At 72.3% G+C, this 25,134-nt stretch carries 21 protein-coding genes; 8 read left to right on the top strand and 13 right to left on the bottom strand.

Annotated elements, in window-relative coordinates; all coding sequences use genetic code 11:
- The first annotated feature begins 9 nt into the window (after positions 1-9).
- Together AB0D74_RS38880 and AB0D74_RS38885 are read left to right on the top strand one after the other, a co-directional pair.
- On the top strand, positions 10-711 hold the full coding sequence (locus AB0D74_RS38880; RefSeq protein ID WP_362597694.1) for a response regulator transcription factor: 702 nt from the start codon (positions 10-12) through the stop codon (positions 709-711).
- Positions 708-2,594 (top strand): HAMP domain-containing sensor histidine kinase, encoded by a 1,887-nt coding sequence (locus AB0D74_RS38885; protein ID WP_362597697.1) that lies wholly within the window; start codon positions 708-710, stop codon positions 2,592-2,594. Before AB0D74_RS38880 ends, AB0D74_RS38885 begins: the two co-directional genes overlap by 4 nt.
- On the opposite strand, the gene AB0D74_RS38890 is transcribed toward AB0D74_RS38885, so the two are convergent.
- A complete protein-coding gene (locus AB0D74_RS38890) occupies positions 2,587-2,841 on the bottom strand; it encodes a WhiB family transcriptional regulator (protein ID WP_362597700.1) in 255 nt (84 codons plus the stop codon). The genes AB0D74_RS38885 and AB0D74_RS38890 overlap by 8 nt on opposite strands.
- A gap of 114 nt (positions 2,842-2,955) precedes the next feature.
- A complete protein-coding gene (locus AB0D74_RS38895; RefSeq protein WP_362597703.1) occupies positions 2,956-4,170 on the bottom strand; it encodes a saccharopine dehydrogenase C-terminal domain-containing protein in 1,215 nt (404 codons plus the stop codon).
- Between the two features lie 122 nt (positions 4,171-4,292).
- Between AB0D74_RS38895 and AB0D74_RS38900 the strand changes: the two genes are divergently transcribed.
- Positions 4,293-4,985, top strand: coding sequence for a TetR/AcrR family transcriptional regulator (locus tag AB0D74_RS38900; RefSeq protein ID WP_362597707.1), 693 nt, complete (start codon positions 4,293-4,295; stop codon positions 4,983-4,985).
- A 111-nt stretch (positions 4,986-5,096) separates the two neighbouring features.
- On the opposite strand, the gene AB0D74_RS38905 is transcribed toward AB0D74_RS38900, so the two are convergent.
- Positions 5,097-5,984, bottom strand: coding sequence for a LysR family transcriptional regulator ArgP (locus AB0D74_RS38905; protein ID WP_362597710.1), 888 nt, complete (start codon positions 5,982-5,984; stop codon positions 5,097-5,099).
- Positions 5,985-6,074: 90 nt separating this feature from the next.
- On the opposite strand from AB0D74_RS38905, the gene AB0D74_RS38910 reads away from it, so the two are divergent.
- Together AB0D74_RS38910 and AB0D74_RS38915 are read left to right on the top strand one after the other, a co-directional pair.
- Complete coding sequence (locus AB0D74_RS38910; protein ID WP_362597713.1) at positions 6,075-6,692, top strand: LysE family transporter; 618 nt, start codon at positions 6,075-6,077, stop codon at positions 6,690-6,692.
- A gap of 162 nt (positions 6,693-6,854) precedes the next feature.
- Positions 6,855-8,129 carry an MFS transporter gene (locus tag AB0D74_RS38915; protein ID WP_362597775.1) on the top strand — a complete coding sequence of 425 codons (1,275 nt, stop codon included), beginning with the start codon at positions 6,855-6,857 and terminating at the stop codon, positions 8,127-8,129.
- Between the two features lie 4 nt (positions 8,130-8,133).
- Here the strand turns inward: AB0D74_RS38915 and AB0D74_RS38920 are convergent, their stop codons facing one another.
- Positions 8,134-8,583: a cyclic nucleotide-binding domain-containing protein gene (locus tag AB0D74_RS38920; RefSeq protein ID WP_362597716.1), complete on the bottom strand. Its 450-nt coding sequence runs from the start codon at positions 8,581-8,583 to the stop codon at positions 8,134-8,136.
- A 400-nt stretch (positions 8,584-8,983) separates the two neighbouring features.
- Here AB0D74_RS38920 and AB0D74_RS38925 point away from each other — a divergent pair, with 400 nt between their 5' ends.
- Both AB0D74_RS38925 and AB0D74_RS38930 read left to right on the top strand, forming a co-directional pair.
- Positions 8,984-9,403 carry an ATP-binding protein gene (locus AB0D74_RS38925; RefSeq protein WP_362597719.1) on the top strand — a complete coding sequence of 140 codons (420 nt, stop codon included), beginning with the start codon at positions 8,984-8,986 and terminating at the stop codon, positions 9,401-9,403.
- 237 nt (positions 9,404-9,640) lie between these two features.
- Positions 9,641-10,471, top strand: a complete 831-nt coding sequence (locus AB0D74_RS38930) for a SigB/SigF/SigG family RNA polymerase sigma factor (RefSeq protein ID WP_362597722.1) — start codon at positions 9,641-9,643, stop codon at positions 10,469-10,471.
- Between the two features lie 6 nt (positions 10,472-10,477).
- Here the strand turns inward: AB0D74_RS38930 and AB0D74_RS38935 are convergent, their stop codons facing one another.
- Both AB0D74_RS38935 and AB0D74_RS38940 read right to left on the bottom strand, forming a co-directional pair.
- A complete protein-coding gene (locus tag AB0D74_RS38935) occupies positions 10,478-12,730 on the bottom strand; it encodes an FUSC family protein (RefSeq protein ID WP_362597725.1) in 2,253 nt (750 codons plus the stop codon).
- A gap of 16 nt (positions 12,731-12,746) precedes the next feature.
- Complete coding sequence (locus tag AB0D74_RS38940) at positions 12,747-14,123, bottom strand: NAD(P)/FAD-dependent oxidoreductase (protein ID WP_362597728.1); 1,377 nt, start codon at positions 14,121-14,123, stop codon at positions 12,747-12,749.
- A gap of 257 nt (positions 14,124-14,380) precedes the next feature.
- Between AB0D74_RS38940 and AB0D74_RS38945 the strand changes: the two genes are divergently transcribed.
- Entirely contained in the window at positions 14,381-15,190 is an 810-nt protein-coding gene (locus AB0D74_RS38945; protein WP_362597731.1) for a methyltransferase domain-containing protein, read from the top strand.
- Between the two features lie 43 nt (positions 15,191-15,233).
- Here the strand turns inward: AB0D74_RS38945 and AB0D74_RS38950 are convergent, their stop codons facing one another.
- From AB0D74_RS38950 to AB0D74_RS38980, 7 genes are all read right to left on the bottom strand, one after another.
- A complete protein-coding gene (locus tag AB0D74_RS38950) occupies positions 15,234-15,668 on the bottom strand; it encodes an ATP-binding protein (RefSeq protein ID WP_362597734.1) in 435 nt (144 codons plus the stop codon).
- A gap of 96 nt (positions 15,669-15,764) precedes the next feature.
- Entirely contained in the window at positions 15,765-17,669 is a 1,905-nt protein-coding gene (locus AB0D74_RS38955; RefSeq protein ID WP_362597736.1) for an AMP-dependent synthetase/ligase, read from the bottom strand.
- Between the two features lie 141 nt (positions 17,670-17,810).
- Entirely contained in the window at positions 17,811-18,899 is a 1,089-nt protein-coding gene (locus AB0D74_RS38960) for a glutamate--cysteine ligase (protein ID WP_362597777.1), read from the bottom strand.
- A 106-nt stretch (positions 18,900-19,005) separates the two neighbouring features.
- On the bottom strand, positions 19,006-21,246 hold the full coding sequence (gene glgB, locus AB0D74_RS38965; protein WP_362597739.1) for a 1,4-alpha-glucan branching enzyme: 2,241 nt from the start codon (positions 21,244-21,246) through the stop codon (positions 19,006-19,008).
- A gap of 4 nt (positions 21,247-21,250) precedes the next feature.
- Positions 21,251-22,606: a maltokinase gene (locus AB0D74_RS38970; RefSeq protein ID WP_362597742.1), complete on the bottom strand. Its 1,356-nt coding sequence runs from the start codon at positions 22,604-22,606 to the stop codon at positions 21,251-21,253.
- Positions 22,607-22,637: 31 nt separating this feature from the next.
- A complete protein-coding gene (gene treS / locus AB0D74_RS38975; protein WP_362597745.1) occupies positions 22,638-24,356 on the bottom strand; it encodes a maltose alpha-D-glucosyltransferase in 1,719 nt (572 codons plus the stop codon).
- The coding region (locus tag AB0D74_RS38980) for an alpha amylase C-terminal domain-containing protein (protein ID WP_362597749.1) at positions 24,353-25,134 on the bottom strand (782 nt) is incomplete at its 5' end. The genes treS and AB0D74_RS38980, both read right to left, overlap by 4 nt.

Below are 25,134 nucleotides of genomic sequence, written 5' to 3' on the forward strand. Positions count from 1 at the left end.
TTCGAACTCGTGTGTGCGCATGTGCTGGTCGCCGAGGACGACGAGATGCAGGCCGAGCTGATCCGGAGATCGCTGCTCGCCGAGGGGCACAGCGCGACCGTGGTCCACGACGGGGCCGCCGCGCTGGACGCGGCCCGGCGGCTCGGGCCCGACCTGGTCGTCCTCGACCTGATGCTCCCGGTGATCGACGGCTTCGGCGTCTGCCGGGTGCTGCGCGGCGGCGACCCGGAGATCCCGGTGCTGATGCTCACGGCCCGCTCCGACGAGGACGACGTGCTGCTCGGCCTGGAGCTGGGCGCCGACGACTACATGACCAAGCCGTACAGCCCGCGCGAGCTGATGGCCCGGATCCGGACCGTCCTGCGGCGCAGCGGGCGGGCCGCCCCGGTCCGGGAGGAGGAACCCGCCGTGACCGCCGCCGGGATCAGCGTCGATCCGGTGCGGCACGCGGTGCGCTGCGACGGGGAGCCGGTGGAGGTGACCCCGGCCGAGTTCCAGATCCTGCTCGCCATGGCCGGGGAACCCGACCGGGTCTTCACCCGGCGGCAGCTGCTCCAGTGCACCCGGGGCTTCGACCGGTCCTCCACCGAACGGGCCGTCGACGTCCACGTGATGAACCTGCGCCGGAAGATCGAGGCCGATCCCCGGCGGCCGGTGCGGCTGGTGACCGTGTTCGGCGTCGGCTACAAGCTGAGCGGCAGGCAGCCGTGAGGCCCCGGATACCGTGGCGCAAACGGCTGCTGGTCAGGCTGCTGTTCACCTCGGTACTGATCGCCGTCTGCTCGGTGGCCGCCACCGCCTGGCTCGCGGTGACCACCACCACCAGCGCACTGGAGGAGGAACAGGGGCAGGACCTGGCCGCCGACAACAGGATCCTCGCCGAGCTCAGCGGGTACGCGGCGGACCACCCGGACTGGAGCGGGGTCCGGCACACCGTGCGGGCGCTGGCCGCGAAGACCGGCCGCAGGATCGCCCTGACCACCGCCGACCGCACGCTGATCGCCGACTCGGCACCCCAGGACACCCCGCTGCCACCCCGGCCGGCCGCCGCCGTGGACCCCCTGCACACCGACACCTACACCGAGTTCGGCGCCCAGCTCAGCGGCATCGACCCGCGCGCGGTCGGCCCGTACCGGCTCACCGCGGCCGAACGCAGGAAGATGGACCTGGTCGCGGAGAAGCAGAAGTCCTGCTTCGACCGGTTCACCGCCGGCACCAGCGTCCAGCACACCCCGAGCGGGCGGCCCTATCTGGTCGTCGAGGACGGCACGGACACCTCCTTCTCCTACAAGTACGGCTGCGGCGACCTCGTCATGACCGGGGTCACCGGCCGGAACTCGACGCTCGACTTCCCGACCGGCAGCGAGACGAGTGCCCTCACCGCGCTGACCGGCCTGGCCCGCCCCTGCCTCCAGGCCCACGACATGGACCTGGGCGGCAAGCTCTTCCTCACCTACGACACCACCGGGCGCACCCCGGTCACCGGCGGCTTCCTCTTCACCAGGAAGGGCGAGAAGGAAGAGACGAACAAGGGGGACGCCGGACGGGCGATGGACCAGGTCGCGAAGAGCTGTGTTCTCAACGCCCGGCGCACCCAGCTCGAACCGTACGTCGCCCCGGCCGCCGAGCTCTTCCTCGGCATCGGCGACCAGACCGCACCCCGCTTCGACATGTCCCGGGCCAACAAGACGAAGATCGTCGGCGCGGCCGGCCTGGTCCTCGCCGTCACGGTCGCCGTCACCGCCGTCGTCGCCATGCGCCTGGTACGACCGCTGCGCGCGCTCACCGCCGCCGCGCAGCAGCCGCCCGAGCTGCACGTGCGGGCACCGGTGCGCACCCGGGACGAGACCGGGCTGCTGGCCGAGGCGTTCAACGACCTCACCGAGCGCCGGGAACGCCTGGAGGAGCAGCGCAAGGCGATGGTCAGCGACATCGCCCACGAACTGCGCAGCCCGCTCACCAACATCCGCGGCTGGCTGGAGGTCACCCGGGACGGCCTGGTCGACCCCGACCCGGCCCTGCTGGGTTCCCTGCACGAGGAGGCGCTGGTCCTGCAGCGGATCATCGACGACCTCCAGGACCTGGCCGCCGCCGACGCCGGCACCCTGCGCGTGCACCGCGAACCGGTGCGCGCCGCCGACCTCGTCGAGCAGGTCGCCGCCGCCCATCGCGTCGCCGCCGACGCGACCGGAGTCACCCTGCTGACCGACACCGACGGCACCGCCTGGCTCGACGCCGACCCGGTACGGATGCGGCAGGCCCTCGGCAACCTGGTCTCCAACGCCATCCGGCACACCCCCGCCGACGGCACGGTGACCCTGTCCGCCCGCCGCGCGGGTGACGTCGTCGTCCTCACCGTCACCGACACCGGTCCCGGCATCGCCGCCGACGATCTCCCGCACGTCTTCGAGCGGTTCTGGCGCGCGGAGAAGTCCCGCAGCCGCCGTACCGGGGGCAGCGGCCTCGGCCTGCCGATCGTGCGCCATCTGCTCGCCGCCCACGACGGCACCGCCGAGGTGCGCAGCGAACCCGGCAAGGGCGCCGAGTTCACCCTCCGGCTGCCGGCCGCGCCGGCCCCGGCCGACGTCAGCTGAACCGGCGCGCCGCCCGCTGCCGGCGCCGCGCCAGCAGCCGGCGCTCCGCCTCGGTGGTGCCGCCCCAGACGCCGACGGCCTGCCCGGTCTCCATCGCCCAGCGCAGGCAGGGGTCCTGCACCGGGCAGCGCTCGCACACCGCCTTCGCACGCCGGGTCTGGTGCAGCGACGGTCCGGTGGTCCCGATCGGGAAGAAGAGGTCGGGGTCCTCGTAGCGGCACTCGGCGTGGTCTCGCCAGTCGTCCATCGAAGTCACCTGCGATCCAAGTCGACTCAGCCGTTTCAGATGCGTGTTGCTCGGTTCCGGGTCACCGGTCCGGGCGCGGCTGAAACGGCCAAGTCCCGCAGGATTCGCGGGCGGTCACTGCTCGCGCAGACCCCAGGGGGAGCCGTATTCGGTCAGCAGGTCGAGGAACGGGCGGGCCGGGAACGCCTCCGGGCCGAGGACGCCCGAGCCCGACCACGCGCCGGTGGCCAGGAGTTCGAGGGCGACGACCGGGTTGAGGGCCGTCTGCCACACCACGGCCTGACAACCGTACTCCGCCATGGACCACTGGTTGTCCACAACGTGGTAGAGATACACCTCCCGTTCCCGTCCGTCCTTCAGCCCGCGCACCCAGGTGCCCGCGCAGGTCTTGCCGCGCATGCGTTCGCCGAGCGTCGCCGGGTCCGGCAGCGAGGCGGCGACCACGTCCCGGGGCGAGACCGCGACCGGGCCGTCCGGGCCGGGCACCGTCACCGGGGCGGTGCGGTCCAGACCCAGCAGGTGCAGCGTCTTGAGCGTCTCGATGAACTCGCGCCCGAGCCCGTACTTGAAGGTGACCCGCCGCGCGTCCACCCAGCGCGGCACCAGCAGCACCTCCTCGTGCTCGACGTTCACGCACTCGACCGGTCCGATCCCGTCCGGGAAGTCGAACACCTCGGGCTCGCTGAACGGCGCGGTGGTGAACCAGCCGCGCTCCCGCTCGTAGACGACGGGCGGGTTGAGGCACTCCTCGATGGTGGTCCAGATGCTGAAGGAGGGCGCGAAGTCGTAGCCGTCCACGGTCAGGTTCGCGCCGTCGCGGATGCCGATCTCCTCGATCTCGTCGAAGAGCTCGTCGGCCGCGTACCGGGCGAAGACGTCCGAAAGACCTGGTTCCACCCCCATCCCGACCAGCGCCAGCGCGCCCGTCTGCTCCCACTCCCCGGCCAGCGCGAACTGCTCGTCGCCGAGCTTGACGCCGCACTCCTCGTGGGGCCGCTCCGGATGCGGACGGGACAGCGACATCGCCATGTCGAGGTAGTCCGCGCCGGCCTTGCGGGCGGCCCGGAACAGGGGCATGACGAAGCGCGGGTCGGTGGCGTTGAGCAGCACGTCGCAGCCGTGCCGGGCCAGCAGCGCGGCCACGGCCGCCTCGTCACCGGCGTCGACGCGCTCGGCGCGGAACCGGTCGTCGCCGACGGCCGTCACCGCCGCCTCGGCGCGGGCCGGGTCGTAGTCGGCGACCACCATCAGGTCGAAGAACGGCCGCCGGGCCGCGATCCGGGTGACGGCGGTGCCCACACCACCGGCTCCCACGAGCAGTACACGCATGCGGGAATCTCCTTCTGTGCCAGAGAGCGAAGTCGGACATGGGGGGCGCCTTGGCCGGAATGAAACGCCGGGTGGTCACGTAAGGTCAATGGCGTTGGCATAAGAACGGCAGGGAGCACACGATGCCCAAAACGGTTGTACCGGAGGAAAAGCGGCGTCGGCGGCGTCCCACCCGCAGCGGCACGGTGCTCTCCGAGCGGCTGATCGTGGAGACCGCGCTGCGCCTGCTGCGCGAGCACGGCAGCACCGGCCTGACCGCCCGCCGCCTGGGCCTCGCCCTCGACTGCGACCCCAGCACCCTGTACCGCTACTTCCGGGGCATGGACGACCTGACCCTGGCGATCGGCGACGCCCTCATCGGCCAGGCGCTGGCCGGCTGGACCCCGACGGGGGAGTGGCGGACGGACCTGAGGGCCATCGGCCTGCGCATCCACGCGCAGTACGTCGCCCACCCGCAGGCGGCCCTGCTGACGACGAGCCGCGTGACCGGCCGGGCCCACGAACTCGCCGCCGACGAGGCGGTCCTGGACGTCCTGCGCACGGCGGGCTTCTCACTCGCCGAGACCGTGCGCGTCTACCACGCCTTCATCGACCAGACCCTCGCCTTCGCCGCCCTCGACGCCGCCTCCCTGACCCTGCCGAAGGACTCCCAGCGAGCCGACGAGGACAAATGGCACTCGACCTACGCCCGCCTCCCGCACACCACCCACCCGCGCATCGCGGAGGCGTCCCGCCTGCTGGCGAAGCGGATGGTGACGAGCGCCTACCCGACGGCCCTGGAAATGCTCCTGGACAGCGCGGAACGGTCCTTGTGAACGCCCCGGCCCGGAGCGCCCCTTCAGGGGCGCGGGGCTGTGCAAATGTGCGGCTCCGCCGCGTGGGCGCGACCCACCCCCAGCCACCCGCACGACCATCGGCCGCCCCCCCTACGGCTGGCGCAACGCACCCCCCGCCGTCCGCACCACCGCCTCCGCCACCGCCCCCAGCGCCGGTGAATCCAGCTTCCACTGCTGCCAGAACAACGGCACGTCGACCCACAGCTCCCGCCGCCCACCCAGCCGCACCAACCGCCCGTCCCGCAACCGCGGTTCCGCCTGCGGCTCCGGCACCATCCCCCACCCCAGCCCCTCCGTCACCGCGTCCACGAACCCCTCGGACGTCGGCACGTAGTGCCGCAGCGCACTCGCGCCCGCACCGCCCAGCCGCCGTACGAACCCGTCCTGGAAGTCGTCGACCCGGTCGAACACGACCACCGGCGCCTCGGCGAGCACATCCGGCAGCGCCCCCGAAAGCCGCGCCGCTGCGAACTCCGGCGCAGCCACCGGCAGGTACCGCATCCGCCCGAGCGCCCGCACCGAACACCCCGGCACCGCGTCCGGCGACGAGGTCACCGCCGCCATCACCAGCCCCTCCCGCAGCAGAGCCGCCGTGTGGTCCTCGTCCTCCCGCCGCAGTTCGACGTAGACGCCCGGCAGCCCGGTCAGCGCCCGCAGGAACCACGTCGCCAGCGAGTCCGCGTTGACCGCGACCGGCACCCGGGTCGGCTCCCCGGCGCCGCTCATGCCCAGCTCACCGCGCGCGTCCCGCTCCAGCCGGGCCAGCTGCCTGGCGAAGCGGACCAGCACCTCGCCCGACTCCGTCGGCCGCACCGGCTTGGTGCGTTGCAGCAGCACCCGGCCCGTGCGCTGCTCCAGCGCCTTCACCCGCTGGCTGACCGCCGACGGCGTCACATGCAGGGCCGCGGCAGCCGCGTCGAACGTGCCCTCGTCCACCACCGCCAGCAGCGTCCGAACCTGGTCGAGGGGAAGCTCCACCGGCCCACTCCCGTCTGTCTTCAGTTGTGCTAAGGGTACGTAAAAATCTTTAGCTGTACCCACAGTGATCGATTCCGTAGCGTCGAGGGCATGTCCAGCTCTCTCGCCGCCGCTGCCGCGGGCTTCGGCAGCGGCCTCTCGCTCATCGTCGCCATCGGCGCCCAGAACGCCTTCGTGCTGCGCCAGGGCATCCGCCGTGACGCGGTCCTCGTGGTCGTCGGCATCTGCGCGCTCTCCGACGCCGCCCTCATCTCGCTCGGCGTCGGCGGGGTGGGCGCGATCGTCGTGGCCTGGCCCGGCGCGGTGCGCGCGGTCGGACTGGTCGGGGGCGCCTTCCTGCTCTGCTACGGCGCCCTGGCCGCCCGCCGGGTCCTGCGGCCCGGCACCGGCGGCCTGCGCACCGAGGGCGAGGCGGCGGGGTCCCGGCGCCGGGCGGTGCTCACCTGCCTGGCCATGACCTGGCTGAACCCGCACGTCTACCTGGACACCGTCTTCCTGCTCGGCTCCCTCGCCGCCGACCGGGGCGACCTGCGCTGGACCTTCGGCCTCGGCGCGGCCCTGGCCAGCCTCTGCTGGTTCAGTGCCCTGGGCTTCGGCTCCCGGCTGCTCGGCCGGTATCTCGCCGGGCCGTCCGCCTGGCGGGTGCTGGACGGGCTGGTGGCGCTGACCATGATCGGGCTCGGCCTGATGCTCGTGACGGGATCCTGAGGCGCTCGGGCCTGCCGCCGGCCGCATGCTGGGACAGGCGGTTCGGCGGCCACGGAAGTTGCTGCGATAGTGAACCTGCAACAGAAAAGATGTAGCGGGCACCGAGAAGACCAGGACACCAGGAACTCCGTGGACACCAGCGAGAGCGGCACCCAGTCCGGCATACAGACCCCCGACGACGACCCCACGGCCGCCCCGCCCCGGAGCGGCTGGCGGCGCTGGGCGATGGACACCCGCCCGCTGCGCATCCCCGCCTACCGCAGGCTGTGGACGTCGACCATCGTCACCTCGGTCGGCAGCCAGCTGACCGCCGTCGCCGTGCCCAAGCAGATCTTCGACATCACCGGGTCGTCCGCCTGGGTCGGCGCGGCCAGCCTCGCCGGGCTGCTGCCGCTGATCGTGTTCGCGCTGTGGGGCGGCGCGGTCGCCGACACCATGGACCGCCGCAGGCTGCTGCTGATCACGAACATCGGCATCGGCGTGACCTCGCTGCTGTTCTTCGTCCAGGCGGCCGTCGGCATGGAGTCCGTGGCCGCGCTGATGGTGCTGCTCGCGATGCAGCAGGCGTTCTGGGGACTGAACGCGCCCGCCCGTACCGCCTCCATCGCCCGGCTGGTCCCCGAGGCGCAGCTGCCCGCCGCCAACGCGCTCGGCTCGACGGTCATGCAGACCGGGCAGGTGGTGGGTCCGCTGCTCGCCGGTGCGCTGATCCCCGTCATCGGGCTGCCCGAGCTGTACCTGATCGACGCGCTGGCGCTGTGCGTGACGGTGTGGGCGGTCTACCGGCTGCCCGCGCTGCCGCCGCTGGCGGGCGCGACGGCGCGGCGGGCCGGGGTGCGCGAGATCGCCGAGGGCTTCCGGTACATCTCCATGCACAAGGTGCTGCTGCTGTCGTTCCTCGCGGACATCATCGCGATGGTCTTCGGCATGCCCCGCGCCCTGTTCCCGCAGCTCGCCGCGGAGACCTACGGCGCCTACGGCGAGGGGCTCGCGCTCGGTCTGCTGTTCGCGGCGATCCCGGTCGGCGCGGTCCTCGGCGGGCTCTTCTCCGGCACCTTCTCCCGGGCCCGCCGGCACGGCCTGATGGTGATCGCCGCGGTGGTCGGCTGGGGTGCGGCCGTCGCCGGGTTCGGGCTGAGCCGCAACCTCTGGGTCGCCGTGGCCTTCCTGGCCGCCGCCGGGGTCGCCGACATGGTCTCGATGGTCTTCCGCGGCGCGATCCTGCTGTCCGCCGCCACCGACGAGATGCGCGGCCGGATGCAGGGCGTGTTCACCGTCGTGGTCGCGGGCGGTCCGCGGCTGGCCGACGTGCTGCACGGCACCGCCGGCTCGGTCTTCGGGCCGCGCGCCGCGGTCGCGGGCGGCGGGCTGCTGGTGGTGGCGGTGATGCTGGCCCTGGCCGCCGCCGTCCCGGCGCTGCGCCGCTACCGCGTCTGAGCGGTCACGCCGGGCGCCGCCCGACGTAGGCGTCGAGGAGCTTGCCCCGGGTGACCTCCAGGCGGCTGGCGAGGATCTCGGCGACGGTGCGTACCAGCGACAGGCCGAGCAGCGGGTCCTCCACGCACAGCGCCAGCACCGCCGAGGCGTCGTACTCGTAGGCCCGTACCTGGCTGAAGGCCACCGCCCCGAAGTCCCAGGTGTACGGCGGGAAGAGCCAGGACCAGCCGAGCAGGTCGCCGGCGCCCAGGGTGGCGACGGTGACCCGCTTGCGGGCGGTCACCTCCTGGTCCAGGTTGACCGCGCCCGAGCGGATCACCCAGAACCGGTCCGCGGTCCCGCCGGCCTCGAAGATCCTGGAGTCCTCCGGGAAGGACACCTCGTGAGCCAGTTCCATGAGGCGCTCGCGCTGGGCCTGGGGCAGGGCGGTGAGCAGTTTGATCGCTTTGGTCATGGCACGGGGCTCCTCGCCGGCGAGGGTACGGGGTGCTTTCCCTACGCCCATTTCAGCCGCTGCCGCCCCGCCGGGCACCTCGAAGAAGGTGAGAATCGCCGCCGGGAACCCGTCCGGGCATGAAAAAGCCCTGGCTGGACGGGGGAGGCCAGCCAGGGCCGTTCAAAGGTGGTTCGCGGAGGACCTGCTGTCAACTCCTCGACCACTTATGGATGAACGGTAAACCATCCAGAGCTATTTCGCGTAGTCGTGAACAGGGTACGTGACCCGTTTCACTTTGGGGAGCCCCTTGCCGCCCGCGAACGGGTTTGGCCGCGCCCCGACCGGTGAGGCGAAGAGAAGAGCCCCGATACGACGGGGCAGACCCCACCCACCGGTCCACCACCCAGGGGGCGAAAGGATGTACGACAACTACCGGACCGAGTCGACGACGGCACCACCCGATTCCCCCCGCCCGCCGCTGCGCCCCGCCGACGCCCGCAGCGCCGTACGCGGCGCGCTCGCCCGACGCGCAGTGCCGTGCCCCGACCGGGCCCTCGACGACGCCCTGCTCGTCACCTCGGAACTCACCACCAACGCGATCCTGCACGGCGGCGGGATCACCGGCTTCGCCGTCGACGTCGAGGGCCGCGCGGTACGGGTGTCGGTCAGCGACCGCAGCGACGAGATACCGGTGACCGAACGGGCCGCGGACGACCGGCACCGGTGGCGGTCCGGCGGCCGGGGCTGGCCCATCGTCTGCCGGCTGGCCCGGGACGTGGAGGTCGCCGGACTGCCCTGCGGCGGCAAGCGGATCACCGCCGTCGTGCCCCTGGGCTGATCCCGCGGACCGGCCGGTACCGGGGACGGTGTTTGCGCCCGGCCCGAAGGGGCAGACGGAGTTTCGTGCTTCGGACCGGAGGCGCGCGCCGACGGGAGCAGTCGTACGACAGCCCCCGGGCCCGCAGAGAGCGGTCCGGGTGGTGCTTCCGCGGCGACCCTGACATCGCAGTTCGGGCCGAGTCCCGGGACCACGTTCCGGTGACGCCCTGAAACCACAGTTCAGGAGCGATTCCGCATGCCCACCGACCTGTCGACCAGCCGTTCCCGCACACTCGGCACCACCACCCGCACGACGCCCCGCGCCCACGACGACGCGCCCGACACGGCGGCCCGCTTCACCCGCCTCGCCGAACTCGGCGACGGCCCCGAACGGGAGGCCCTGCGCGACGAACTGGTCGCCGCCTGGCTGCCCATGGCCCACCGCATCGCCGGCCGCTTCCGCGACCGCGGCGAGTCCGTCGAGGACCTGCGGCAGGTGGCCGCCCTCGGGCTGGTCAAGGCCGTGGACCGGTACGACCCCTCCCGCGGCGCCTTCGAGAGCTACGCCGTGCCCACCATCACCGGTGAGGTCAAGCGGCACTTCCGCGACCGGATGTGGGCACTGCGCGTTCCGCGCCGGGTGCAGGAACTGCGCAACCGGGTACGGGTGGCCCGCCGCGAGCTCACCCAGAACCCGGGCTCGCCCGCGCCCACGGTCGGCGACCTCGCCGCCCGCACCGGCCTCACCGAGGACGAGGTCGGCGCCGGCCTGGAGGCCCTGGAGAGCTTCAGCACCCTGTCCCTGGACGCCGAACTCGCCGCGGGTGAGGACGGCTACAGCCTCGCCGACACCCTCGGCGACTCCGACACCTCCTACGACGTCGTCGTCGACCGGGAGGCGGCCAAGGAAGGCCTGCGCCGGCTGCCCGAACGCGAACGCGCCATCCTCTACATGCGCTTCTTCGAGGACATGACCCAGAGCCGGATCGCCGACAGGCTGGGCATCTCCCAGATGCACGTGTCCCGCCTGATCAGCCGCAGCTGCGCCCGGGTCCGCGCCGAGGCACTGGGCCGCACCGCCGGCTGAACCCGGTCAGGGGGCGGCGGGCCGCCGGACGGGGACCTCCAGCGGGCGGGCCAGGCCCGTCACCGACTCGTCCAGGCGCTGGAGATGGCGCAGCACGCGGTCGGTCACCCTGCCGTAGCGCGGGGCGCGCAGCGTGCCCGGTTCCAGCATCGACGCGATGCTGGGGCCGGTCTCGATCGCGGCGTCCGGTCCGTTCCCGGCGACATGGGCGGCGATCGCCTCGATGTTGTGCACGATCCGCCGTCCCGCCCCGCGCAGCCGGGGATCCGCCGCGATCGACGGATGGGTCGGCAGCAGCTCCGCCGTGGCCGCCAGCGAACGCGCGTGGTAGGCGCAGGTCTCCAGGAGCGCCACCACATAGCGGGCGGTGTCCCGGCGGGAGCGCAGCGGGGTGATCGGATGCGTCAGCGGCTGGACGGCCGCGGCCAGGTCGGCCAGCGCCTGGTCCAGGTCCCGCGCCTTCTCCACCAGGTCCACCGGCGGCGCCCCGCTCAGCTGGTCGGCCGCGGCCCGGGTCACGTCGGCCAGCCGGTCCAACGTCGTCACCAGCAGTTCGTCGGTACGGCGGTCGGTGTGCACCGGCAGCACCACCGCTGCCGCGATCACCCCGCACACCGCACCGAGCGCGGTCTCCGCCACCCGCAGCACCAGGACGTCCAGGCTGTAGGTGTTGAGCAGCGTGTAGAGCAGGCCCAGCATCGCCGTCACGAAGAACGACATCAGGGTGTACGAGATCGGCGCCGAGTAGAACATCGCGAAGATGAAGAGCAGCACCAGCCCGAACGCCGTCCAGGTGTGGTGCCCGACCAGGCCCGCCAGCACGATGCCCGCCACCACGCCGAGCACCGTGCCGAGCAGCCGCCGGTAGCCCTTCACCAGGATCTCCCCGGTGGACGCGGTGTTCAGGAACACGATCCAGCAGGTCAGCACCGCCCAGTACCAGCGCTGCGCGGAGAGGAACTCGCCGCCGACGACGGCCAGCGACGAGCCGACCGCCACCTGCACCGCCGCCCGCGTGGTGGGCCGGCGCAGCCCGGTCTCCTCCGCCGTCTCCCGCTCGCCCTCCTCGACGCCCTCGATGGCCGCGTCCTCCGCGTCCAGTTCCTCGCGGGAGCGGGAGGTCGCCGGGGTGTCGTCGGACTCGTCCTGCGGCCCGTCCAGCGCGATCCGCAGCCCCAGCACCGCCCGCCCGGCCTCGCCGATGCCCCGGAACACGTCCTGGACGGCGGGCGAGGCGGCCGGCAGGTTCTCCCCCTCGCGGTAGCCGAGCAGCCGGTTGCGCAGCCGGGCCAGCGCGGTCCCCTTCTCCGGGCCGCCCGGCCGCAGCACCAGCAGCCGCAGCGCCTCGAGATCGAGCCGCAGCCGCTCCATCGCCTCGTCCCGCACCGGAGCCACGGCGGCCGACGGCAGCGGGGCGCCCGGCAGATGCAGGGTCAGCGTGTCCGCCCGCTCGGAGCTGCGGGCGGTGAGCAGCAGCAGCCCGAGCCGCTCGGCGGCGATCTCCGCGTCCGCGATCCGGCGCTGCACCAGCCTCGCCACCGTCTCGTCGGAGGTGCCGTCCGTGAGCCGCCCCTGGATCAGCAGCGCCGTCTCGTGCAGCCGGGCGGTCCTGACCCGGACCTCCTCCACCGCCTTGTCCAGCTCCTCCGGTCCGGCATCGAGCAACTCGGCCTGCGCGGACACCAGTTGGGCGAGCCGGGCGCGGAAGGCCCGCCGCAGCCGGTCCAGGATCCCCGCGGCGGTCTCCCGCACCAGCACGAAGCGCGCCACGGCCGCACAGCCGAACGCCACCGTGATCGTGAGATACAGGCCGGGCAGCGCGGACACGGTCGCGTGCACGAACAGCGAGGCGAAGTAGATCTGGAAGCCGATCAGCCCCAGCGCCGTACCGCGGTCGCCGAAACGGCGGCTGTAGACCGCGCAGAAGATGAGCGCCACGAAGAACAGGTCGCCCATCACCACCCGCGCGTTGAGCAGCGCGCCCAGCGACATCGAGGCCAGCGCCACCGGCAGGCCCAGCGCGAGCGTGACGGCCTGCTCCGGCCGGCCCTTCTCCCGGATCGCGAAGGTGGCCACCATCGCCGTGATGGCACCGGCCACCAGATGGGTCACCCCGGTCCGCAGCGCCGCCAGCACCGCGAGCGTCAGCGCGATCGACGTGACCGTGCGCAGGCCGGCGGTGAACCTGAGCAGCCCGGGGTCGGCCGCAGCGAGCCGCCCCCGGAACTCCGTCCACGCCGACCGCCCCGCCACGGTCACCGAGCCGCGCTCTGCGTCACGCCGGCGAACCGCCCGGGTCCGCGGGTCCCTCCGCGCGCGCTCTGACCTGCTCCGGTGTCAGATACGTGTCCGTGTACTCGAAGTCCTTGAGCCGGGCCGGCTTGCGGGACTGGAAGCCCGTCCGCACGAAGTCGTCGCCGGCCACCGCGTTCAGCAGCCAGTTGGTCGCGACCCGGGTCTTGGCCACGTTGGTGCGCAGCGCCGACCAGTGGTAGCCGCGGGCCACCGCCTGCGCGGGCAGCCCGCGCAGCTCGATGCCGAGCGGCTTGGAGACCGCGTCCTTGCCGCCGAGATCCACCACGAGACCGAGGTCCTTGTGCACGTACGGGTGGAGCGCCTGGCCCCGCAGGGCCGCGATGACGTTGTCGGCGACCACCTTGCCCTGCCGCATGGCGTGCTGCGCGGTCGGCGGGCAGACCGCGCCCGCCTCGTCCTTCGCCTTGTCCGGTACGGCCGCCGCGTCACCGAGCGCGAACACCCCGTCGTGGCCGGGCAGGGCCATCTCGGCGGTGACCGCGAGCCGTCCCCGTACCGTCTCCGCGCCCATGGTGGCGATCAGCGGGCTGGCGACCACCCCGGCCGTCCAGATCAGCGTGTGGGTGGGCACCACCCGGCCGTCGGTGAAGGTGACCTCCTGATGGCCGGCCTTCTCGATCGACACCCCGAGGGAGACGTCGACACCGCGGCGGCGCAGGATCTCCTGGGCGCTGCGGCCGAGCTTGTCGCCCAGCTCCGGCATCAGCCTGGGGGCGATGTCGATCAGGTGCCACTTGATCAGCCTGGGATCGAGGTTCGGGTAGCGGTGCAGCGCCGCGTGCGTGAGCTTCTGCAGACAGGCCGCGGTCTCGGTGCCCGCGTACCCGCCGCCGACCACCACGAACTGCAGCCGCGCGGCCCGTTCGGCCGGGTCGTCGCTGGCGTCGGCGAGATCGAGCTGGGCGATGACGTGGTCGCGGATGTAGGCGGCCTCGGCGAGGGTCTTCATGCCGAACGCGTGCTCGGTCAGACCGGGGATGTCGAAGGTGCGGGTGACACTGCCCGGGGCCAGCACGATGTAGTCGTACCGCTCGTTGACCAGCTGGTCGGTTATGGTCCGGACGACGCACACCTTGGACTTGAGGTCCACGCCGATCGCACCGCCGGGGAGGATCCGGGTGCGGTACCTCTTGCTGCGGCGCAGCGAGACGGCGATCGACTGGGGCGTCAGCACGCCCGAGGCGACCTGCGGCAGCAGGGGCAGATAGAGCTGGTAGGAGGTCGGCGACACCAGGGTGACGTCTGCCTCGTCGGGCGAGAGTTTCCGCTCCAGGCGGCGCACGCACCCCACTCCGGCGAAGCCTGCGCCCACCACCAGGATCCTGGGTCGTGTCACGGTGTATCCCTTTCCGCTGCTCCAGGCCGTCCGGCTCGACGCCGTCCGGGTGCCCGGGAGCGCTTGCTTCGCACCACATCGATCCCACCGTGCCCGACGCCGTCCCGCCAGCCGGGCGGTGCAGGCAGCCGAACGCGTGGGCTCCAGCATGCCCCTCGATCGCCGGGAGAAACCGGCAGTCGCACAGATATGCGCCGGACTCCCGTCCGGTCACAGGCCTGCACATGACGATCACATACGCCAGTAGAGTGCCCGCCATGGCGCAGACCCAGCCCGGAACGGGCTTCCAGAAGCGGCACATCGACCGCGATCGCGTGACTCCGCTGGTGGCCGCCCTGGACTCCCAGGACGCCAACCCCGGCGTACGGCGGCTGCGCGCCTGGGCCGAGGAAGCACTGGCGGTGCGGTCCGGCGAGCGGATTCTCGACGTGGGCTCCGGCACCGGCTCGCAGACCCGGGCGCTGGCCGCCGCCCTCGGCCCGGACGGGGTCGCCATCGGCGTCGAGGTCAACCCGAGTCTGCGCGCGGTCGCCGAGGAGCGGTCCGCCGACAGCAGGGCCCGCTTTTTGCAGGGCGAGGCGGAGGCGCTGCCGGTGCCGGACGGTTCGATGGACGTCGTGTGGTGCGAGCGGGTCCTCCAGCACCTGCACGAACCCGACCGCGCGGTAGCCGAGATGGCGCGGGTGCTGCGCCCCGGCGGCCGGGTGGCGGTGCTCGACACCGACTGGGGGACGACCCTGCTGCACCCCGGCGACCCGGTGGTGGTGCGCGCCCTGACCGGGGCCGCCCTCAACGGCGCCAACCCCTACTCCGGGCGCCGCCTGGTCGGCCAGCTGAGCGCCGCCGGGTTCGTCGTGGACGACCGCGGCTCGCAGGCCCTGCTCCAGGACCACGGCTCGGTCGCCTGGCCGCTGATCCGCATGCTCGGCGAGGCCGCCGTGCGCACCGGTGCCGTCACCGAGGAACAGCGGGACACGCTGTACGCCGATCTCGCCGAGGCCGCCGAGCAGGGCGCGGTGCACATGTCGGTGACGATGTTCGGGGTGGTCGCGCACCGGCCCGAGTGACCGCACCCGGCCCTCGGCGCGCCGCCCCTCGCCCACGACTCCCTCACCAGGGCAGGAAGGCGTGGACGTCCTTGCCGTCCGCGGTGACGACCACGCTGACCTGGTCGCACAGGGTGTGCAGCAGATGCCACCCGACGCCGCCCCCGCCCCCGTCCGGGTGGAAGGGCCGCGGCTCGGGCCGGACCCGGCTGGAGTCGTGCATCGTGACGTGGACCCCGTCGTACGTGCGGCGCATCCGCAGTTCGAAGGGGCCCGGGGCGTACTGGACGACGTTGGCGGCCAGCTCCGTCACGACCAGCAGGATGTCGTTCCAGCAGTCGGGACCGGTGGGCGGGGACGTGCGGGCGAGACCGACCAGGTAGCCATCGGCGGCGAGCCGGGCACCCGTCACATCGCGGAGCCGCCCCGGGAAGGGGACCGTGCACGCGTCGGCCTCCTGCGCGGATCCTCTGTCGTCCCGCCGTGGTCCGGTCCCCATCTCGGCTCTCTCAGTCCCGGAAACGCGCTCTCGTCGCGCTGGTCCCTTCTCCTTCGCGGCGAGTTCCCACCCTGGCACCGGATACGCGTGATCCGCTCACCGGAACACGTTGTCGGAGTCGTCCCAGTCCGCCGGTTCGGGCTGGCCCGGGCGGCGCACCGCCTGCGAGCGGGCCTGGTACATGGCGTCGATCTCGGCCGCGTAGTGGCGCGCTATGGCGTCCCGGCGCAGCTTCATCGACGGCGTCAGCATGCCGTTGCCCGGGGCGAACGGTTCCTGGAGCACCCGGTAGACCCGGATCGACTCCGCCCGGGACACCACGCTGTTGGCGGACGCGATGGCGCGGGCGATCTCCTCGCGCAGCGCGTTCTCCTCCCGCGCCTCACGCCCGGGCGAGTCACCCGCGACCGCCAGTCCGCCCCGCCAGTGCGCGAGGAAGTCCGGGTCCAGGGTGATCAGCGCGCCCACACACGGCCGGTCGTCGCCGACGACCACCGCCTGGTGCACCAGCGGGTGCATCCGCAGCCGCTGCTCCAGCGGGGCCGGCGCCACGCTCTTGCCGCTGCTCGTGATGATGATGTCCTTCTTGCGGCCCGTGATGGTCAGATAGCCCTCCGAGTCCAGCCGCCCGATGTCCCCGGTGGCCAGCCAGCCGCCGCGCAGCGCGGCCCGGGTCGCGTAGTCGTCACCGACGTACCCCTGGAACACCGAAGGACCGCGCACCAGGATCTCGCCGTCTTCGGCCACCTGGATCTGGGTGCCCGGCAGGGCCTGGCCCACCGTGCCCGACTTCTCCCGCCCCAGCGGCTGCATGGTGATCCCGCCGCTGGACTCGGTGAGGCCGTAGCCGTCGTGGACGTACATGCCGATGCCCTCGTAGAACAGGGTGAGTTCACGGCTGAGCGAGGAACCGCCGGAGGTGGCCCGCAGCACCCGCCCGCCGAGTGCGCCCCGCAGCTTGCGGTACACCGTCCGCTCGTACAGGGCGTGTTGCAGCCGCAGGTCGAAGCCCGGTCCGGAACCGGTGCCCAGCCGCTGCCGTTCCAGAGCCGCGGCGAAGTCCCGCGCGGTCTCCGCGGCCCGCTCGAACAGGGCACCCCGGCCGTGCTGCTGCGAGGTGCGCAGGAAAGTCTTGTACAGCTTCTCCAGCACCGAGGGCACCGCGTACAGATACGTCGGCCGGAACGTGCCCAGCGCCGCGGCCAGCGCGGACTCGGTCATCTCCGGCTCGTGCCCCATCAGGATCCCGCCGCGCAGGCAGATCACCATGATCATCAGCCCGTACACGTGCGAGAACGGCAGGAAGGCCAGGACGGAGGCCTGTTCCCCCGGGCGGGACGCGGTGTGCCCCCAGCCCGCCAGCAGGGTGTCGCACGGGTAGGCGAGCCCCTGGTGGCTCAGCGCGCAGCCCAGCGGCCGGCCCGACGTGCCGGAGGTGTAGGTGATGGCCGCCGTCGAGTCGGGCATCACGATCCGGCGCAGCGACTCCACCGTCGTCAGCGGGACGAACGTGCCCTTCCGCACCAGCTCGGGCAGCGCCCCCGCGTCCAGCTGCCACACGTGCTTGAGCGCGGGCAGCCCCTCGCACACCGTGCCGACGGTCATCACCGCCTGCTCGTCCTCGACCACCACGGCCACACAGCGGGCGTCCCGCAGGATCCACTCGACCTGGTCCCGCGAGGACGTCGGATGGATCGGGACGACCTCCGCGCCCACCGACCACAGCGCGAGGCCGATCACCGTCCACTCGTAGCGTGTCCGCGCCATCACGGCCACCCGCTGCCCGGGCGAGATCCCCGACGCGATCAGCCCCTTGGCCAGGTCGACCACCTCGTCCCGCAGTTCGACCGCGGTGACCTCCTCCCAGCCCGCGGGGGCGCCCTCGGGCCGGCGCGCCAGCACCGGCAGGGTGGGATTCCGGTCCGCCGTCTCGAAGACGCTGTCGGCGAGCCCGCCGGTCAGGGTCGAAGCGGTCGTCGGAGCGAGGGCGTAGTCGCGCATGCGCTGCTCCTGGATGTACGGAGGGTTACCCTCCCGATCGGTACTGTTGTCGACGCGGGTCGAATCTAGCCCAGGGAAGTGCGGCTCGTGTCGGGAACGGTCAACTCGCTTCCCCCCGATGACAGAGCTCAGCGCGGGAGGTCAGCCCTGGGTGCGGCGCACGCACTCCACGACGACATCCCGCAGGCTCCCGGCGCGCGCCAGGAACGACCGCTGCTCACGGGCGCCGGTACCCCTGTGCAGCAGCTGTGCGACGGCCTCCTCGACGCCGACCGTGTCACCGCTGTCGGCGAGCGCCTCCGCGGTGTGCGCGAGAAGCGCCCGCACCACCTCGACGGCGGGCCGGGGCCGCATGGTCACCGGGTCGAGGAGGTCCTCCTCCAGGCCGAGGCGGGCGGCCTGCCAGGAGGCCAGCCGGAGCATGCTCACGCTGGGGTCGAGCGGTGGCCGCCCGGCCCGCCAGTCCCGCGCGGCCGTCTCCACCAGGGCGCGGGTCAGCGTGGCGACCAGGACGGTGGTGTCCGCCCGCAGGCACACGTCGGCCACCCGGATCTCCACCGTCGGGTAGCGCGTGGACAGCCGGGCGTCGAAGTACACCATCCCCGTGTCGAGGATGACCCCGCTGGCCACCATGTCCGCGACCCGCGTCCGGTACCGCTCGGGCGAGCCGAACAGCTCGGTCGGCCCCGCCGACGGGCCGCGCGCCCACAGCCGGCTGCGGAAGCTGTCGTAACCGGAGTCCCGGCCCTGCCAGAACGGCGAGTTGACGCTGAGCGCGCGCAGTACCGGGAGCCAGGGCCGGATCCGGTCGAGGACGGCGACGCCCTCCTCGTCGGACTCCACCGACACGTGCACATGGCAGCCGCAGACGAACCAGTCCACCATGGCGGCGCCGTACCGCCCGGCCATCCAGCGGTAGCGCTCCTGCCGGGTGAGCGCCGGGTCGACCGGCAGGGGGTAGGTGGCGAGCGCCGCGACCGCGCAGCCGATCTCGCCGGCCAGCCGGCCCGCCTCCTTGCGGCAGCCGACGATCTCGGCGCCCAGTTCCGCCATGTCCCGCTGCGGACTGGTCGCGATCTCCAGCATCTGCCCGAACAGCTCGGTCTGGAACACGGCCTGCCCGGGATCGTCCAGCGTGGCCCGGTCGACGACGGCGGTCGACCGGGGGACCGGCTCCCCGCTGTCCGGGTGGACCAGCAGAAGTTCTTCCTCCACTCCGACGGTACGCAGCACGGGGAACCGCCCTCCGGCCGGGCCGCGACCGGGCGCGGCGGGGTCTTTCATCCCGGACTGCCCGGACCCGGCAGCGGAAACACGTGACGCGGCCCTCGGCGGGCTACGGGGCGACAGGCTCCAGCCACACCGTGCCCAGCGGGGGCAGTGTGAGCCGCAGAGCCCCGTCGTCGGCGAGCAGCGGCCCCCGGCTGACGACGTCCCCGCCGCCGTACCGGGCACTGTCGGTGTTGAGGATCTCCTGCCAGACGGGCGTCCCCTTGGGCACGCCCAGCCGGTAGCCGGGACGGACCACGGGGGAGAGGTTGGAGACCGCCAGCAGCGGCCGGGCCTCGGCATCGAACCTCAGGAAGGCGAAGACGTTGTCCTCGGCCGCGTCCCCCAGGACCCACTGGAACCCCGCCGGATCGGTGTCCCGCTGCCACAGCGCGGGGTGCGCCCGGTACCCGGAGTTGAGATCGCGGACCAGATCCCGGACACCCCGGTGATCGGCCGCGGCCCCGTACCCGGGGTCGAGCAGCCACCAGTCGGGGCCGTCGGCGTGGGACCACTCGCCGCCCTGGGCGAACTCCTGCCCCATGAAGAGCAGTTGCTTGCCCGGATGGGCCCACATGAAGGCCAGATACGCACGGTGGTTGGCGCGCTGCTGCCACCAGTCGCCGGGCATCTTGGAGACGAGTGACCGCTTGCCGTGCACGACCTCGTCGTGGGAGATGGGCAGGACGTAGTTCTCGCTGTACGCGTAGACCATCGAGAAGGTCATCTCGTGGTGGTGGTACTTGCGGTGCACCGGCTCGTGCTCGATGTACTCCAGCGAGTCGTGCATCCAGCCCATGTTCCACTTGAGGCCGAAGCCCAGCCCGCCGCTGTCGGTCGGCCGGGTCACCCCGTCCCACGCGGTGGACTCCTCGGCGATGGTCACCACCCCGGGCGCCCGCCGGTACACGGTGGCGTTCATCTCCTGGAGGAACGCCACCGCGTCCAGGTCCTCGCGCCCGCCGAACACGTTCGGCGTCCACTGCCCGGAGTCCCGCGAGTAGTCGAGGTAGAGCATCGAGGCGACCGCGTCCACCCGCAGCCCGTCGACGTGGAACTCCTCGCACCAGTACACCGCGTTGGCGACCAGGAAGTTGCGCACCTCCACCCGGCCGAGGTCGAACTCGTAGGTCCCCCAGTCCGGATGCTCGGCCCGCCGCTCGTCCCCGGGCTCGTACAGCGGGTCCCCGTCGAAGCGGGCCAGCGCCCAGTCGTCCTTGGGGAAGTGCGCCGGCACCCAGTCCATGATCACGCCGATGCCGGCCCGGTGCAGCGCGTCGACCAGGTATTTGAAGTCGTCGGGGGCGCCGAGCCGGGAGGTCGGTGCGTAGAAGCCGGTGACCTGGTAGCCCCAGGAGCCGCCGAAGGGGTGCTCGGCGACCGGCATGAACTCGACGTGGGTGAAGCCCAGGTCGCCGACGTAGGCGGGCAGTTCCTCAGCCAGCTGCCGGTAGGTCAGGCCCGGCCGCCAGGACGGCAGATGCACCTCGTACACCGAGAACGGCGCCTCGTGCACCGGGACGTCGCCCCGGTGCGCCATCCACTCCGCGTCGCCCCACTCGTACCGGGACGCCGTCACGATCGAGGCGGTCGCGGGCGGCACCTCCGTCCGCCGGGCCATCGGGTCCGCCTTGAGGAACCGGCCGCCGTGCCGTGAGGTGATCTCGAACTTGTACCGGGCCCCCTCGCCCACCCCCGGCAGGAACAGCTCCCACACCCCGGCCGCGCCCAGCGAACGCATCGGGAACTGCGTGCCGTCCCAGCATGTGAAGTCCCCGGCCACCCGCACCCCCTGGGCGTTCGGCGCCCACACCGTGAACCGGGTGCCGGCCACCCCGTCATGGGTCATCGGCTCGGCACCGAGCGCCTTCCACAACTGCTCGTGCCGCCCCTCCCGGATCAGGTGCAGATCGAACTCACCGAGCGCGGGCAGAAAACGGTACGGGTCGTGGACCTCGTGCTCACGGGCCGCTCCGTCCTCCCCGCCCTCCCCGTCCTCCGGGTCCTCGTACTCGACGAAGAGGGTGTACGACGGGACCTCGGCGTACGGCAGCACGGCCGCGAAGAACCCGTCGTCCTCGGGGGCCAGCGGCGTGCGTACCCCGTCGACGACCACGCTCACGGCGCGGGCGTGCGGGCGCAGCGCGCGGAAGAGGGTGCCGCCGTCCACCGGGTGGGCGCCGAGCAGGGCGTGCGGATCGTGGTGGGTGCCCGCGAGCAGCCGCCCGCGGTCCTCGGCGTCCAGGGGCGGGACCGTGGGGCGGGAGGGGCCGGAGGGCTCCGGGAGCGAGGAGTCGCGCAGTGCCATGACGTCAGCCTCTCCAGCGGGCGAGCCGCTCGATCGCGGCCATCGGAACCGGAAGCCAGGCCGGCCGGTGCCGGGCTTCGTACACCACCTCGTACACCGCGCGGTCCGTCTCGTGGGCGCGCAGCAGTGCGTGCTTCTTGCGCGGGTCCCAGCCGGCCCGGGCAGCGTAACCCGCGCAGTAGGCCTCCCGGCAGCGGCGGGCCCACTCCGGGCGCCACGGGCGGCGCTGGCGGGCGGCGTAGTCGAAGGAGCGCAGCATCCCGGCGACGTCCCGCACCGGCGACTGGGTGCTGCGCCGTTCGGCGAGCGGCCGGGACGGCTCGCCCTCGAAGTCGATGACGAACCATTCGTGGTCCGCGCGCAGCACCTGCCCGAGGTGGAGGTCGCCGTGGATCCGCTGCGCGAGCGGTCCCGCGTCACAGGTGGCGAGGGCGTCGAAGGCGCCGTGCAGCCCGGGGACGAAGGGCCGCAGGACCGGCACCGCGTCCGCGGCAGCGGCCAGCCGCGCAGACATCGCCTGCGCCGTGCGGCTGTGTTCGTCGTGGACGGCGGACGGGAAGGCGGTGGCGAGCGCGAGATGCACGTCCGCGGTGGCCCGTCCCAGCTCGTGCGCCTCGGTGGTGAAGTCGTCCCCGGCGGCAAGGGCGCGCAGGGCCAGGGTCCAGCCGTCGGCCGCGCCGGGCAGGAAGGGCTGCAGCACCCCGAGGGTCGCCGGGCTCGGCTCGGTGGTGCGGAACCAGGCCACCGGCGCCGGCACCCGGGCGCAGCCCTGCGCGGCCAGCGCGCCGGGGACCTCCAGGTCCGGGTTGACGCCGGGCTGTATCCGCCGGAAGACCTTCAGGATGTAGGAGTCGCCGTACACCAGGGAGGAGTTGGACTGCTCGGCGTCCAGCAGCCGGGGCGCGAGTCCGCCGGGTATCCGGGTCTGCGGGGCGGTCTCGAAGCGCAGCGGGCCGGCCGTGCCGGGTATCCGCAGCCGCTCCAGGAGGAGTTCGGCGGCGCGCGGGTCGTACAGGGCGTCGTAGACGGCGAGTCCGGCCAGCGGGCCCTCCTCGGCCCGGCCTATGTAGGCCCGCTCCAGCCTGGGCGCGCGGTGTTCGCGGACACCGAGCAGGAGCTGGTAGCAGTCACCGGACGGGGTGGTCCCCCCGTGGGGGGAGTGGTCGGCGTGGACCAGCAGGTGCAGGCACCCGGGGAAGAGTTCGGTCACGGACAGCACGGACAGCTCGGTGACGGGCCGGTCCTTGCCCGCGAACCAGCGCTGCCGGGGCAGCCAGTCGCGGAGCATCCCGCCCAGCGAGAGCAGCGGCCGGTCGAGGCCGGCCGTCGTGCCCCGGGGCAGGTCGACTGTCTTCGTCATGGTGACGCGTCCTTTCCTCGGCTCCGCACGCTCAGCCCCGACGGCCGATGGGGGAGGCGACTCGGGAGAGCCGGAACCAGTAGAAGCCGTGCCCCGCGAGGGTGAGCAGATACGGCAGTTCACCGACGGCGGGGAACCGCACCCCACCGATCAGCTCGACCGGATGGCGGCTGTCGTAGGCCCGCAGATCGAGCTCGGTGGGCTGCGCGAACCGCGAGAAGTTGTGGACACAGAGCACGAGATCGTCCTCGTACTCGCGCAGGAACGCGAGGACGGCGGGGTTCGACGACTGGAGTTCGGTGTAGGACCCCAGTCCGAAGGCAGGATTCTGCTTGCGGATCTCGATCATGCGGCGGGTCCAGTGCAGCAGGGACGACGGGGAGGACATGGAGGCCTCGACGTTGGTGACCTGGTAGCCGTAGACGGGGTCCATGATCGTGGGGAGGTAGAGGCGTCCGGGGTCGCAGGAGGAGAAGCCGGCGTTGCGGTCGGGGGTCCACTGCATGGGGGTGCGGACGGCGTCGCGGTCGCCGAGCCAGATGTTGTCGCCCATGCCGATCTCGTCGCCGTAGTAGAGGATCGGTGAGCCGGGCAGGGAGAGGAGCAGGGCGGTGAAGAGTTCGATCTGGTTGCGGTCGTTGTCGAGGAGGGTGGCCAGGCGGCGGCGGATGCCGATGTTGGCGCGCATACGCGGGTCCTTCGCGTACTCGGCCCACATGTAGTCGCGTTCCTCGTCGGTGACCATCTCCAGGGTGAGTTCGTCGTGGTTGCGCAGGAAGATGCCCCACTGGCAGCCGGACGGGATGGCGGGGGTCTTGGCGAGGATCTCCGAGACGGGGTAGCGCGATTCCCTGCGCACGGCCATGAAGATCCGCGGCATGACCGGGAAGTGGAACGCCATGTGGCATTCGTCGCCGCCCTTGTCGTAGTCGCCGAAGTAGTCGACGACGTCCTCCGGCCACTGGTTGGCCTCGGCCAGCAGCACGGTGTCCGGGAACATGGCGTCGATCTCGCGGCGGACCCGCCTCAGGAACTCGTGGGTGGGCGGCAGGTTCTCGCAGTTGGTGCCTTCCTCCGCGTACAGGTACGGCACGGCGTCGAGGCGGAAGCCGTCGATGCCCAGGTCCAGCCAGAACCGGAGGGCCGCCAGCACCTCCTCCTGGACGGCCGGGTTCTCGTAGTTGAGGTCGGGCTGGTGCGAGAAGAACCGGTGGAAGTAGTACTGGCCGCGCACCGGGTCGTAGGTCCAGTTGGAGACCTCGGTGTCGACGAAGATGATCCGCGCGTCCTGGTATTTCTTGTCGTCGTCGGCCCACATGTAGAAGTCGCCGTAGGGGCCGTCCGGGTTCTTCCGGGACTCCTGGAACCACGGGTGCTGGTCGCTGGTGTGGTTGACGACGAAGTCGATGATGACGCGCATGCCGCGCTGGTGGGCGGCGTCGACGAACTCCACGAAGTCGGCGAGGTCGCCGAACTCGGGGAGTACGGCGGTGTAGTCGGAGACGTCGTAACCGCCGTCCCGCAGCGGGGACTTGAAGAAGGGCGGCAGCCAGAGGCAGTCGACGCCGAGCCACTGGAGGTAGTCGAGCTTCGCGGTCAGGCCTTTGAGGTCGCCGATGCCGTCGCCGTTGCTGTCCTGGAACGAGCGGACCAGGACCTCGTAGAAGACGGCGCGTTTGAACCAGTCCGGGTCCCGGTCCCTGGCAGGTGTGTCCTCGAAGGTGTCCGGGACGGGGTCGTTGACAGTCATGACGCGCTGGGCCCTCCGTTCGCTGGTGTCGGCCGCCCTACCTGGAGCACGTGCGCCGGCGTCCGGCCGGGGACGAGGCGCACATAGTTGGTCCTGCCCCATGAGTAGGTCTCACCCGTCAGTTCGTCCTGCACGGACAGGACGGCGTGCCAGTCCAGGCCGAGTTGCGGCATGTCCAACGAGACCGTGGCCTCCTGGGTGTGGTGCGGATCGAGGTTGACGACCACCAGAACCGTGTCCGGCCCGGTGCGCTTGCTGTACGCGATGACGGAGTCGTTGTCCGTCGGGTGGAAGCGCAGGTTGCGCAGCTGCCGGAGCGCGGGATGGCGGCGCCGGACGGTGTTGAGGCGGGTGATGAGCGGGGCGATGCCGTCGGTGTCGGCGCGGTCCCAGTCCCGTGGCCTGAGCTGGTACTTCTCGGAGTCGAGGTATTCCTCGCTCCCCTCCTTGAGCGGGGTGTTCTCGCAGAGTTCGTAGCCGCTGTAGATGCCCCAGGTCGGGGAGAGGGTGGCGGCGAGCACGGCCCGGGCCTCGAACGCGGGCCGGCCGCCCTGCTGGAGGTAGGCGTGCAGGATGTCCGGGGTGTTCGTGAAGAAGTTCGGGCGCATGTAGGAGGCGGTCTCACCGGCGAGTTCGGTGGCGTACTCGGTGAGTTCCTGTTTGGTGTTGCGCCAGGTGAAGTACGTGTACGACTGCTGGAAGCCGGTCTGGGCCAGGGTGCGCATCATCGCGGGCCGGGTGAACGCCTCGGCCAGGAAGATCACGTCGGGGTCGGCCG

The sequence above is a fragment of the Streptomyces sp. NPDC048278 genome, from assembly GCF_040652195.1.
In the GTDB taxonomy this organism is placed as follows: Bacteria; Actinomycetota; Actinomycetes; order Streptomycetales; family Streptomycetaceae; genus Streptomyces.